Here is a 13182-nt window from a genome sequence, read left to right as displayed (position 1 = left end):
TCTACCCGTATTCCGACTCTCACAGCGCCGCGAGGACAGCATCACCCATGGCCCGCGTACCGACCCGCCGGGTGCCTGCCTCGTAGATGTCGGCGGTGCGGCACCCCTGCGCCAGCACTTTCTTGACCGCGCTCTCGATGCGTAGCGCCTCGCCCTCCCGACCAAAGGTATAACGCAGCATCATCGCCACCGAAAGAATCGTCGCCAAGGGATTGGCCACCCCCTGGCCGGCGATGTCAGGCGCTGAACCGTGGCAGGGCTCGTACAAACCCTTGTTGTTGGCATCGAGCGAGGCCGACGGCAGCATGCCGATCGACCCGGTGAGCATCGATGCCTCGTCCGAAAGAATGTCGCCAAACATGTTGCCGGTGACGATGACGTCGAACTGCTTCGGATTGCGCACCAGCTGCATCGCGGCATTGTCAACCAACATGTGGCTCAACTCGACATCGGGGTACTCGCTGGCCGTCTCGCTGGCGACGTCGCGCCACAACTGAGTGGTTTCCAGCACGTTCATCTTGTCGACCGAACACAACTTCCTGTGGCGTCGACGCGCCGCCTCGAAGGCAACCCTGACGATGCGTCGAATCTCGCTTTCGCTGTAGTGCATGGTGTTGTAGCCGAAGCGTTCCTGGTGGCCATCGACATCGCGTGTTTCGACTCCCCGCGGTTGGCCGAAGTAGATGTCACCGGTCAGTTCGCGCACGATCAGGATATCGAGACCGGCAACTATCTCAGGCTTCAATGTTGAGGCGTTCGCGAGTTCCGGATAGAGGATCGCCGGCCGCAGATTGGCGAACAGACCAAGCTGCTTGCGAATACCGAGCAGACCACGTTCCGGCCTTTGCGCACGCGGCAGATCGTCCCACTGCGGACCACCGACGGCCCCGAGCAGGACCGCATCGGCTTCCTGGGCCAGTCGCTGCGTTGCCTCCGGATAGGGATCACCCGTGGCATCGACGGCGCAGCCACCCAGGAGCGCTTCCGTCATTTCGCACCCGAGATCGAGTGCCTGCAGAACGCGCACCGCTTCGGCCATGATTTCCGGGCCGATACCGTCTCCCGGGAGAATACAGATCTTCATTTCCTGTCCTTGTCATCCTGAATGCTGAGCTGGTACGACGTCCTGCCGACAAACCGGTTGATGCTGGGTCAGCCGAGGGGTCACCCACCCATTTTCGATGGCGCTCGCCAACGGGCGGATTATGTCACAGCCCTCGATAGCTGTCTGTCGGCCGATGGCAAGGCTTCAGTCTGGCACGTCGTCGAGATCGCTTCTGCGAACCCATTGAGCAACGAATAGTAGACCGACCAGGGCAAACACCGAACTCAAGGCATAAGTGGGTGCGGCACCCAAGCGTTCCCACGTCCAGCCGCTGAGCAGCCCACCCACGAGACCTCCGGCGCCAAACGACACACTCGAATAGAGCGCCTGCCCACGGGCCTGGCAGCGACCCGGGAACCAGCGATTAATCGCCGCGATCGCCGCTGCATGATAGGCACCAAAGGTCAGCCCATGGAGAAGTTGGGCAAGGACGATCACCAGCAACCAGTCGACGCCCCAGCCGATCATCAGGAAGCGCACCGTTGCGGCGGCAAAACTGAGCAGCAGAATGGCGCGCAAGCCGAACTGGCGCAGCAGATCGCTCATGAAGAAGAACACGATGATCTCGGCCAGAACCCCGAGCGACCAAAGGCAACCAACCAGGAACTTGTTGTATTGATGATCGGCGAGGTGGATCGAGTAGAAGACGTACAGCGCGCCGTGCGCCGCCGACATCATGAAGCAGGCCGCGAAAAGCGCCCTGACGCGCGTCTGGCGGACGATATCGCCCACCGGCAGGTGTTCGTCAGCGGACGCGTGCGCCGGCGCTTCAGGAACGGCCAGCGCGTAGATCAGGATGCCGGTCAGCGTCCCGACAATCACCCACAGCAGGCTCGGCAAGTGTAGGCCATCGAGCAGCGCGCCGGTCCCCATCACCGCGACGATGAAGCCGACCGAACCCCACAGGCGAATGCGGCTGTAACGCCCCGGTTGGTCCCGCAGATGGTCGAAGGTCACCGTTTCGACCAGCGGCAACGCGGCACTCCAGAAGAAGGCCAGCAATGCCATGGCGACGAGCATCGCCGGGAAACTCTTGACGAGGAAGAATGCCGAAAACGCGATCAGACTCAGCACGGCGGCGAGACGAACAACCGATACCCGCTGCGCCAGACGATCAGCGAGAACGCCCCAGAGGTAGGGAGCGCACAGGCGCATCAGTTGCATTTGCGACATCAACAGGCCGATGTCCCAGGCTGAAAAGGACAGCGACTGGAGGTAGAGCCCGAAATAGGGCGAGAAAGCGCCAATAAAGGCGAAGTAGAAGAAGTAGTAGCCGGACAGACGCCAATAGGGCAGTGAATGCATCCGGCAATTCTACCGGATGCACCGCATCACACCGGCGGGATCGGATCAGTGGCCGTTCTTGTGCGCGACGAGCATCCGATACATCTGGTCCTTGAGCCGCACACGGTGCTTCTTCATGGTTTCGATAGTGAAATCGTCAACCGGCAGGTCTTCCTCTTCCAGACGTTCGACTTCTCTGGTCAGATGCTGGTATTCATCATACATACTGCCGAACTGCTCGCTCGATGTCTTGAGGACGTGAATTACATCCAGATACTCGGGAAACTCCTGATGAAGGTCGTGGTGCTCAACTTGCATGATCATCGCCTCTCACTGATCGATCCCGGCTCGCCCCATGCGCAACCGGACCGCGCGATTATAACCATTGCCACGGCACCACGTCATCCCGCTACGCGGCCGGCAATGCGAGGCGTGGCGCACAGCACATCAGCGCACTGCGCCCGATGACGAAGGGCCTGATCGATCAGTACCAGCGCGAGCATTGCCTCGGCAATCGGGGTCGCCCGGATACCCACGCAAGGGTCGTGCCTGCCGTGGGTTTCAACGAGCGTGGCATGACCAGCGAGGTCCACCGAGCGGCGTGGCAGGCGGATGCTCGACGTCGGCTTGATGGCCAGCCTGACCACCAGGTCCTGCCCGCTCGATATGCCGCCGAGCACCCCTCCCGCGTGGTTGGTGACGAAGCCCTGCGGGGTCATCTCGTCACCGTGCTCGCTGCCCTTCTGGGCAATGGCCGCAAAGCCGGCGCCGATCTCCACCCCCTTTACCGCGTTGATGCCCATCATCGCGTACGCGATCTCGGCATCGAGACGACCATAAACCGGTTCTCCCCAACCGGGCGGCACGCCACTAGCGGTAACCGTGATCCCGGCGCCGACGGAATCACCGGACTTTCGCAACTGATCCATGTAGGCCTCGAGTTGCGGTACCAACGCCGCATTCGGCGCGAAGAAGGCGTTGGCGGCAATATCGGTCGCGTTGAGGAAGGGAATCTCGATCGGTCCGAGCTGGCTCATCCAGCCAACGATCATGATGCCGTAGCGTTCGGCGAGCCACTTGCGGGCAATCGCGCCGGCAGCCACGCGCACCGCCGTCTCGCGCGCCGACGAGCGGCCACCGCCACGATAGTCGCGGAAACCATACTTCTGTGTGTAGACGTAGTCGGCATGCCCTGGACGAAAGGTCTCGGCGATGTTGCCGTAGTCCTTGCTGCGCTGGTCCTGATTGCGGATCAGGAGCCCGATCGGCGCACCCGTCGTCCGGCCGCCGAAGACTCCGGACAGGATCTCGACCGCGTCCGGCTCGCGCCGTTGTGTCACGTGGCGAGAGGTTCCCGGCCGGCGGCGATCCAGTTCAGCCTGGATGTCGCCTTCGCTGATCGCCAGCCCCGGCGGACAGCCATCGACCACGCAGCCGATTGCCGGCCCGTGTGATTCACCAAAGGACGTCACGGTGAAAAGGGTACCGATCGTGTTGCCGGACATGGCTGTCTTCTTGCACGTTAGAATGACGGCGAAGTCTACCACAGCGCCAGCCAGTGGCCGCGATCACTCCGATGAACCGAAAAGCAAACCGACCGGGCACCAGTCCGGCCAAGCCCGCACCCCAGCGGGCCACCTCAGGCAATCCCGTTGAGCACACCGCCAATGCCCTGCGCCAAGCGGATTCGCGCTGGCGGCGGGCGGCTCGCTACGGCTGGGACAAGGGGGGCAGCAAGGGCGGCCGCTGAAGTCGGGGGACGAGGACGATGTGATGATGCCGCGCGTCGGCACGTCGATGACACAAAGGCTTTGCCGGATACCACGGTCGGCCGCAACGAATCAACCCCTTCGCTCACGCACCGAAGTGGATACAGGCCGAACGACAGTGCAGCGTGTGCGAGAAACCAAAGCGGCCCGGCAGCTTGTCGCTGCCGGGCCGCTTGCTGCTCAACGCAGGCTGCTAGCGGCTACCGCTCAGTGGCCGGACGCCGACGAAGCGCCCACGCCCGTTTCCGAGCGAACCTTCTGGGCCGGGTAGAGCGAACGCTCGAGCTTGGCCTGCTGGCTGTTGTCCATCTTGGAGACCAGATAGATCACCAGGAAGGCGCCCGTCATCGAGAAGATCGCCGGTGACGAGTAGGGGAACAAGGCACTGCCCTTCGGGTTCTTCAACACCGCTTCCCACACCGAGGCCGACAGGAGGGTCAGGCCAACCGAGCTGACCAGACCGAAGATACCCCCGGCGACGGCTCCTTTGGTCGTGCAATCTTTCCAGAGCACGGACATGAAGAGGATCGGGAAGTTGGCCGAACACGCGATGGCGAAGGCCAGCATCACCATGTAGGCGACGTTTTCCTTCTCGAAGGCGATCCCGAGGAACACCGCAACGACGCCGAGGCAGACCGTGGTCATCTTGGAGACGCGCAGCTCGGCCGCCGAGTCGGCGTTGCCGTGCTTGAAAACCGTCGCATACAGGTCGTGCGACACGGCCGAAGCACCCGACAGCGTCAGACCGGCGACCACCGCCAGAATCGTCGCGAAAGCCACCGCGGAGATGAAGCCGAGGAAGACGTTACCGCCGACCGCATTCGCCAGATGAATGGCGGCCATGTTACCGCCACCCTTCAACCCTTTGGCCAGATCCCCATCGACATAGTAGAGATCGGGGGACTGCGTCAACATGACGACGGCACCGAAACCGATGATGAAGGTCAGAATGTAGAAGTAGCCGATCCAGGTGGTCGCCCAACCGACCGACTTGCGGGCTTCCTTGGCACTCGGCACCGTGAAGAAGCGCATCAGGATGTGCGGCAGACCCGCCGTCCCGAACATCAGCGCCATGCCGACTGAGATCGCCGACACCGGGTCCTTGATCAGCGCCCCCGGACTCATGATCGCGTCGTGCTTGCTGTGCACTTCAACGGCTTTGGCAAACAATGCTTCCGGGTTGAAGCCGAACTGCCAGAGCACCGCCAGCGCCATGAAAGTAGCACCGGTAAGCAACATGATGGCCTTGATGATCTGCACCCAGGTGGTGGCCGTCATGCCGCCGAACAGCACGTAGCACATCATCAGCACGCCGACGAGGATCACCGCAACCGTGTATTCGAGACCGAATAGCACCTTGATCAACTGACCGGCACCGACCATCTGGGCGATCATGTAGAACGCCACGACGACCAGCGAGCCGGTTGCCGCGAAGGTTCGCATCGGTGTTTGCGCGAAACGATACGCCGCCACGTCGGCAAAGGTGAACTTGCCGAGGTTGCGCAGGCGCTCGGCCATCAGGAAGGTGATCACCGGCCAGCCGACCAACCAGCCGATCGAGAAGATCAACCCATCAAAACCGTTGGCGAACACCAGGCCGGAAATACCGAGGAAGGACGCGGCCGACATGTAGTCGCCGGCAATCGCCAGACCATTCTGAAACCCGGTAATGCCGCCGCCGGCCGTGTAGAAGTCGGCAGCGGACTTCGTTTTCGCCGCGGCCCACTTGGTGATCCCCAGAGTAATGGCGACGAAAATGGCGAACATCGCAATCGCCACCCAGTTGGTCGCCTGCTTGGTGGTGTTGCCAAGGTCGGCTCCCGCAGCCAGAGCACCACCGGCAACGCCGAGACCCAGCGTCAGTGCGAAAATGGTACGAGTGGATTTGCTGATCATTTCCTGTTCGCCTCCTTGATGATTTCGGCATTCAGGTCGTCGAACTCCGTATTCGCACGCCGAACATAAATGTTGGTGACGACGATCGTGAAAACAATAACGCCCACACCGAGCGGAATACCGATCGAGGTGACCATACCGGCGCCGATCTTGGTCGCCAACCATTCCTTGTTGAAGGCAATCAAGAGAATGTAGCCGTAGTAGACAATGATCATCAGAATCGACAGGGTGATGCCGAATGAATTGCGCTTGCTCACCAGTTCGTGATACTTCGGATTGGCCTCAATCCGTGCAACGATGTCGTCGTTCACTTCGCGTTTCCTCCTCCAAAATGGACTTTTGTCGAGTCACTTAGCATGACTAGCGCCAGATCATAGTTGCCATTGCTTACTTCGGGCTTACGGCCTCGAAAAAACCATTGCTCCAGCAACACCTTGCTCACACCGCCATGTGCAGCCGGCGGCAAGGTTGGAAGCTTCATCGGCAGAACGGATTCTGATGAGTCGGGAGTCAGCAGCGTTGAACTCGGACGACGGGGAAGCGGCCGGGGCATCGGCACCAGCGACGGTCAGGCACGCCCGTCGCGCCCTGCTCCCAAGCGGGAAACGCGGGACGTGGCGGCAGTCCTTTTGCAAAGCGTTGACACGGCGCGGCAGAGACCGCACCGCGGCGTTCACGACGACGACTCGCCCCACGGCATTGGCTTGCCGAAAAAGTAACCTTGAGCATAGTCGACGCCGAGTTCGCACAAGCGTTCGGCGATCGACTCGCTGCACACGTACTCGGCGACCGTCTGAATCCCCATCGCGTGGCTCATCTGGTTGATGGCAGCCACCAGGGCATCGTCCCGGGGATCCTCGCACATGTCCTTGACGAAGCTGCCGTCGATCTTCAGGTAGTCGACAGGCAGCGTCTTCAGGTAATGGAACGAGGAGAGTCCACTGCCGAAATCGTCAAGCGCCAGATGACAGCCGTGCCCCTTGAGCGCGGCCATCAGACCGAGCGCAGGTCCCAGATTCTGAATGGCGGCGGTTTCCGTGATCTCGAAACAGGCTCTTTCCGGCGGGAACGCGTGTTCGACAAACTGGCTTTCGATGAAAGCGAGAAGGCTCTCGTCGCTGAGTGAGTTTCCCGACAGGTTGATCGCCAGTCTGGCACCGCCGAGACCGACTCCGTTTGCATATTCCCGGAAGGCGGCCTGAATCACCCAGCGATCGATGGCGCCCATCAGATTGTAACGTTCCGCCGCCGGAATGAAGGCCGCCGGCAAGACCAGTTCCCCCTTGCGCTGGGTATTGCCAGGATGAGCAACGCGCAGCAGCGCCTCGTAGCGCACGGTGCGGAAGTCGGGGCCCTGCAAGGCCACGATCGGCTGGTAGTGAAGCCGGAACAGGCCCTGGTCGAGCGCGTCGCGCAGACCGGCCGCGCCGAGTATTTCGCTGTGACGCTGAACGCTCTCGCTGTCTGTCCGCTGGTAGACATGGACGCGGTTGCGACCCAGTTCCTTCGCCGTATAGCAGGCAATATCGGCCTCGGTCAGCAACTGGACGGTATCCTGGGTTTCGGCCGTGATCGGCACCAGGCCAATACTGACGCCGATCTGGTAGCTTCGCCCCTGCCAGTTGAAGCGGTGCTCACGGACATTGCGCACGACGGACTGGGCAATGGCGTAGGCGCGATCCAGCGGACAGTTTTCCTGCAGGAGCGCGAACTCGTCACCGCCAATCCGCGCCAGCGTGTCGCTCTCCCGGAACATGCCGGCCAGAATCGTATTGATCTGCTGCAGCAACTCGTCACCGGCCGCATGCCCGGCGGTGTCGTTGACCACCTTGAACTGATCCAGGTCGAGATAACACAGGACGTGCCGGGCGCCGTCCTGACGGGCGCTGGTGACGGCTCGCTGCAATCGCCGCTCGAACTCGGGCCGATTGATCAGACCGGTCAGAGCGTCGTGCGTGGCATCGTGCGCCAACTGGCGTGCCAGCTCGCGCGTCTCGGTGACGTTGCGGAACACGAGGACGACGCCGAGAAGCTGGTTGTCCCGGCCACGAATCGGCGCTGCCGAATCGTCGATGTCGTACTCCTGGCCGTCGCGCGCGACCAACAGCGAATGGCTGGCCAGGGCAACGATGCGTCCTTGCTGTAGGCAGCGACTGACCGGATCCGCGACCGGCCGACGCGTCTGGTCATGCACGATCGGGAACACCTCACCGGACGACCTGCCCCTCGCCTCCGCCGTCGTCCAGCCGGTGAGCGCTTCCGCTACAGGATTCAGGTAGTCGACATGCCCACTCGCATCCGTGGTGATCACGGCATCGCCGATCGAATGTAGGGTCACCAAGGCTCGCTCCTTGGCTTCGAACAAAGCCTGTTCCGCAAGCTTGCGTTCGCTGATGTCGCTACAGACGCCGATCAGTTGCTCGACCTCGCCATCGCCATTGACGATCGGCGCCTTGATGGTGTGGAACCAGCGCACTACACCCGCCCGGTCGACAAAGCGAATCTCGCGCTCGACGCGACGCCGCTTGCCGCTGAGGATGGCCCGATCATCGTCGCGCAGCGTCTGCAGGAGATCAGGGTCGGTCACGAAGTCCGGCAGGGCGTGTCCGACCATTTGCGCGGGCGTCAGATCGAAGCTCACCGCCAGGCTGCGGTTGGCGAGGCGGATCGTCCCCTGCCCATCGATGACGAAGACGAAGTGCGGATTGGCGTCGATCACCGCTCTGAGGAAGGCACGTTGCTGCTCGATTTCCCGCTGTGCATGCAGGAGGCGCTCGACCAGCTTGACGTTACGGAAGCAGGCGGCAATGTTGGCAACGAAAACGTCGAGCAGGGTGCGGTCGAGAGTCTCGAGCACCTGGCCGGAATCGAGGAAGATCGCCGCCTCCTGATGCGGTGAAGCCTTCAGGTAGAGGACCGCGTAGTCGCTGCCAAAGACGTGCTGGCGACGCGCCACGCTGGCCAGGATGGCGTCAACGATCCGCTCATCCGGCAAGGTCTCCAGCGGCTGAGCAATATAGCCCGCGTGACGACCGGCGGCACCCACGACATAGCAGTGGTCGCCATCACCGCCCAGCGGTGACCCTTTCTGTGTGCACACGATGCCGTCTACCGGCAGCTTGAGCAGGGCCGCGAGCTGCGTGAGCACACCCTCCGCCAGATTGGCGATGGCGCGCTCCTCCATCAGATCGGCGGCGGCTCGAACGATCAGTTCCAGACCGCGCCGATGTTCGGCGACCGCGTGCAGTTGCTGGTACGAGCGCAGAGCTGAACTGACCGTCGTGATCAGGCGAGTGTGGGTCAGTTCGGCCTTGGTACGGTAGTCGTTGATATCGTATTCCTGGATGACGGTCAGCTCAGGCGCATAACCCGGCTCGCCGGTGCGCAGGATCAAGCGGCACTCGCTCATGCCGAGTTCGTCACGAATATGGCCGACGAGATCGAGGCCCGCCTGTGCCGTCTCCATGACGACATCCAGCAGGGCGACGGCAATGTCGGGATGCACCTGCAGCTGCCTGCGCGCCTCCTCGCCGCTGAACGCGTGCAGCAGACGCAGCGGCCGCCCGCAGACGTGCAGGCCGTCGAGAACGAAGCGCGTCACGCCATGCACTTCGGGGTCGTCGTCGACCACCAGAATCTTCCAGGGACACTGACCGCCAGGGACCAAGCTGTCGTGCGATCCGGTGTCATCCGTCCAGCGAAGTAGTTCGTCGTTCATGCAGGGTATTCCAGGGCAGAGCGGGCGAGGTCCGACCGCTGCTAGGTCAGCGGGAAAGCAATCTCCGCAACAGCGCGGCGACTGGCCGTGATTTCTCCATCGAGCGATTCATTGGTGAACGGCAGACAATCTACACTACACGATACACCACTGAAGACGACTCGGTCGAAGCGCCAATGAACTCGGCGCCGCTGAACACACAAGAAAAGAGCCAACCTGACAGCGTTGGCTCTTTTCTCTGGTCCATTGGTCGGGGCGCCGGGATTCGAACTCGGGACCCCTTGCACCCCATGCAAGTGCGCTACCAGGCTGCGCCACGCCCCGACGAATTGATAATTATAAAGCAAACACTGCGACGGCTCAAACCCGAAGCATTTCTGCAATGCTCAACAACTCGGCACGCAGTATTTCCGGCGTCAGCCCGGACGAACTGGCGTCGGCCTCTTCTTGGAGCACAGCCTCGTCGAGGCGATTGCGCGCGCCGCTGATCGTGAAGCCCTGACTATAGAGAAGCTCGCGAATGCGGCGAACCAACAGCACCTCGTGGTGCTGGTAATAGCGCCGGTTCCCGCGGCGTTTGACCGGTCTGAGTTGGGAGAATTCCTGCTCCCAATAGCGCAGCACATGCGGTTTGACGCCACAGAGTTCGCTGACTTCGCCAATCGTGAAGTAACGCTTGGCGGGAATGGCCGGCAAAGGCTCATTGCCCGTGTCCCTAGGACTCGCTTCCATCATAAGCGTGCTCCACCTCGCCCTTCAGTTTCTGGCTGGCGTGAAAAGTGACCACTCGTCGCGCCGTGATCGGGATTTCCTCGCCGGTTTTTGGATTCCGGCCCGGCCGCTGCGGCTTGTCGCGCAACTGGAAATTGCCGAACCCCGAGAGCTTGACACCGTCGCCACGTTCCAGTGCATTCCGGATCTCTTCGAAAAAAGCCTCTACCATATCCTTGGCTTCACGCTTGTTGAGGCCGACCTTTTCAAAAAGCAAGTCCGCGAGTTCTGCTTTGGTAAGCGTCATTCCTCTCCCTTCTCAGACGCGAAGCCGCGCCGCGAATGCCTCGCTGAGATAGGCCGTCAGCTGCTGCATCGCGGCGTCAACGTCGGCTTCGAGCAACGTTTTTTGAGTATCTTGCATCACTATGCGGAAGGCAAGGCTTTTCTTGCCGGCCTCGACGCCGCTACCGGCATAGACGTCGAACAGCTTGATATTCCTTACGATTGCCGGGGAATTGCGCCTCAAACCATCGTCCAGTTGCTGCAATTCCAGAGCCTGATCGACGACGATCGCGATATCCCGTATGACTAGTGGTTGACGGGAAACCTCCGCGTATCGCGGCAGAGGGATCACCGTCAACGCGTCGAGATCGAGTTCGAAGAGAACCGGCACCAGTGGCAATTCGTACTTCTGCTGCCAGCGTGGGTGCAACTCACCAACAAAGCCAATCGTTCTGCCATCGACCACCACCGCGGCACTCCGACCGGGATGCAGGGCAGGATGCGCCGTCTTCTCGAAACGTGCCGCGAGTGGCGCGAGCAGGCGCTCCAGATCGCCCTTGGCGTCGAAGAAGTCTACGTTGCGCAGCGCTGACCCCCACTGCTCAGGCAGCGCACTCCCATAAGCCAGCGCGCTCAGCTTCCAGGGCTGTCGAAAGCCGGCGACCGGGCCGCCCAGCGGATCACGAGAAAAGCAGCGACCTGTCTCGAAGACTCGAACGCGGTTCTGCCGCCGCCTGAGGTTGGTCGCCACATTGGCCACGAGACCGCCGATCAACGTCGAGCGCATGACGCTCAAGTGGCTGGCGATCGGGTTGGCAAGGCGAATCACCTTGGCGTTACCGGCAAAATCGGCTTCCCACGCTTCTTCGACGAAAGCGAAGTTCACCACCTCCTGATATCCGCAGTCAGCCAGAATCTGTCTGATTCGCTGGCAGGGCCGGACCGCTTCGGTTTGCGGCAACATTGACATCAAGGCCCGCGGGACCGGAGCGGGAATGTTCTCGTAACCATGCAGCCGCGCTATCTCTTCGATCAGGTCTTCCTCGATCTCGATGTCGAAGCGAGAGGTCGGCGGCGTGACGATGAAGTCCTCGCCGTTCCGGGTGAACGGCAGACCCAGACGGGAAAGCAGTTCAGCGATGCGCTCGGTCGAGACAGCCATGCCCAGAACCCTGACCACACGCGCCGGCCGCAGGCGCACCGGCGAACGTTCGGGTAGGGTCGCCAATGCTTCACTGAGCGGACCCGCCTGGCCACCGCAGATGTCGATGATCAGCCGCGTGGCACGTTCCAGCGCGCGCCGCGTGCCGCCGAAATCGACACCGCGCTCGAAGCGATGTGAAGCATCGGAGACAAAATTGTACCGACGGGCGCGACCGGCAATGGCCTTCGGCGCGAAGAACGCCGACTCGAGGAACACTTCAGTGGTCACCGATGTGATACCGGTGTCCGCACCACCCATGATCCCGCCCATCGCCACGGGACGCCGCTCATCGGCAATCAGGAGAACGTCTTCCTGCAATTCGAGTGTCTGCTCGTTGAGCAGCACGATCGATTCTCTATTGCGCGCCATTCGCACGTGAATGGCTCCGGTGAGCCGGGCATTGTCAAAGGCATGCAGCGGTTGGCCGAGTTCGAGCATCACGTAGTTGGTGATGTCGACAAGTGCCGAAATCGGACGAATGCCGCTACGTTCGAGGCGCCGCCGCATCCACCCGGGCGTCATCGCGCCGGCGTCGACGCCGGCAATGATCCGTCCACAGTACAGGGGGCACGCCTGGGGAGCATCAAGAACGACGACGCGGGACGCGCTGATCGTTGCGGCGACTGCCTCGACTGCGGCAAAGCGTGCTGGTGCACCCGTGAGCGCCGCCACTTCACGCGCGATGCCTTCCAGCGACAGACAGTCGGCGCGGTTCGGCGTCAGCTTGAGCGTCAGCAGGCGATCGTCGAGATCAAGGTAGCGGCGGATGTCATCGCCAACCGGCGCGTCGACCGCCAGTACCAGCAGGCCTGTCGCGTCGTCGGTAATGCCGAGCTCCCGCGCCGAACAAAGCATGCCGAAAGACTCGACGCCGCGCACCTTGCTGACCTTGATGGTCAGTCCGCCGGGCAGTTCAGCGCCGGGCAATGCACACGGCACCTTGATCCCGGCGGCAGCGTTCGGCGCGCCGCAGACGATCTGCAGCGGTTCCCCGGAGCCGACATCGACGCGGCAGACATGGAGGCGATCGGCATCCGGGTGCTTGCCGACCTCGAGTACCTCGGCGACGACGACCCCGCCGAAGTGCGGAGCCACCGTCACCTCCTCCTCGACTTCGAGGCCGGCCATGGTCAACAGGTGCGAGAATTCATCTCCCGCGCAGGCGGGGTCAACGAAGCTGCGAAGCCAGGATTCAGAGAATTTCATGGGC

11 protein-coding genes and 1 tRNA gene are annotated in these 13182 nt (G+C 61.9%); 1 reads left to right on the top strand and 11 read right to left on the bottom strand.

What is annotated here, in order from left to right:
* Nucleotides 1-19 precede the first annotated feature (19 nt).
* The 4 genes from leuB to aroC form a co-directional block, all read right to left on the bottom strand.
* A complete protein-coding gene (leuB, locus tag CAP2UW1_RS06095) occupies nt 20-1084 on the bottom strand; it encodes a 3-isopropylmalate dehydrogenase (RefSeq protein WP_015765788.1) in 1065 nt (354 codons plus the stop codon).
* Nucleotides 1085-1249: 165 nt separating this feature from the next.
* On the bottom strand, nt 1250-2410 hold the full coding sequence (locus CAP2UW1_RS06090) for an MFS transporter (protein WP_015765787.1): 1161 nt from the start codon (nt 2408-2410) through the stop codon (nt 1250-1252).
* A 45-nt stretch (nt 2411-2455) separates the two neighbouring features.
* On the bottom strand, nt 2456-2707 hold the full coding sequence (locus tag CAP2UW1_RS06085) for a YdcH family protein (RefSeq protein ID WP_015765786.1): 252 nt from the start codon (nt 2705-2707) through the stop codon (nt 2456-2458).
* Between the two features lie 83 nt (nt 2708-2790).
* Nucleotides 2791-3894 carry a chorismate synthase gene (gene aroC / locus CAP2UW1_RS06080; protein ID WP_015765785.1) on the bottom strand — a complete coding sequence of 368 codons (1104 nt, stop codon included), beginning with the start codon at nt 3892-3894 and terminating at the stop codon, nt 2791-2793.
* 71 nt (nt 3895-3965) lie between these two features.
* Here aroC and CAP2UW1_RS25345 point away from each other — a divergent pair, with 71 nt between their 5' ends.
* Nucleotides 3966-4139: a hypothetical protein gene (locus tag CAP2UW1_RS25345; protein WP_199931581.1), complete on the top strand. Its 174-nt coding sequence runs from the start codon at nt 3966-3968 to the stop codon at nt 4137-4139.
* A 226-nt stretch (nt 4140-4365) separates the two neighbouring features.
* Here the strand turns inward: CAP2UW1_RS25345 and CAP2UW1_RS06075 are convergent, their stop codons facing one another.
* From CAP2UW1_RS06075 to pheT, 7 genes are all read right to left on the bottom strand, one after another.
* Nucleotides 4366-6054: a cation acetate symporter gene (locus CAP2UW1_RS06075; protein WP_015765784.1), complete on the bottom strand. Its 1689-nt coding sequence runs from the start codon at nt 6052-6054 to the stop codon at nt 4366-4368.
* Nucleotides 6051-6365 carry a DUF485 domain-containing protein gene (locus tag CAP2UW1_RS06070; RefSeq protein ID WP_015765783.1) on the bottom strand — a complete coding sequence of 105 codons (315 nt, stop codon included), beginning with the start codon at nt 6363-6365 and terminating at the stop codon, nt 6051-6053. The genes CAP2UW1_RS06075 and CAP2UW1_RS06070 overlap by 4 nt, the downstream gene beginning before the upstream one ends.
* Before the next feature lie 362 nt (nt 6366-6727).
* Complete coding sequence (locus CAP2UW1_RS06065; RefSeq protein WP_015765782.1) at nt 6728-9772, bottom strand: EAL domain-containing protein; 3045 nt, start codon at nt 9770-9772, stop codon at nt 6728-6730.
* A 247-nt stretch (nt 9773-10019) separates the two neighbouring features.
* Nucleotides 10020-10096, bottom strand: a tRNA-Pro gene (locus tag CAP2UW1_RS06060).
* A 36-nt stretch (nt 10097-10132) separates the two neighbouring features.
* Nucleotides 10133-10504 (bottom strand): MerR family transcriptional regulator, encoded by a 372-nt coding sequence (locus tag CAP2UW1_RS06055; RefSeq protein WP_015765781.1) that lies wholly within the window; start codon nt 10502-10504, stop codon nt 10133-10135.
* A complete protein-coding gene (locus CAP2UW1_RS06050; protein WP_015765780.1) occupies nt 10488-10790 on the bottom strand; it encodes an integration host factor subunit alpha in 303 nt (100 codons plus the stop codon). Before CAP2UW1_RS06050 ends, CAP2UW1_RS06055 begins: the two co-directional genes overlap by 17 nt.
* Before the next feature lie 12 nt (nt 10791-10802).
* Nucleotides 10803-13178: a phenylalanine--tRNA ligase subunit beta gene (pheT, locus tag CAP2UW1_RS06045; RefSeq protein ID WP_015765779.1), complete on the bottom strand. Its 2376-nt coding sequence runs from the start codon at nt 13176-13178 to the stop codon at nt 10803-10805.
* Nucleotides 13179-13182: the final 4 nt, after the last annotated feature.

This window comes from Candidatus Accumulibacter phosphatis, assembly GCF_000024165.1.
Classification (GTDB): domain Bacteria; phylum Pseudomonadota; class Gammaproteobacteria; order Burkholderiales; family Rhodocyclaceae; genus Accumulibacter; species Accumulibacter phosphatis.
The sequence above is the reverse complement of the archived record's forward strand: the minus strand, read 5'-3'. Positions and strand labels throughout refer to the sequence as shown.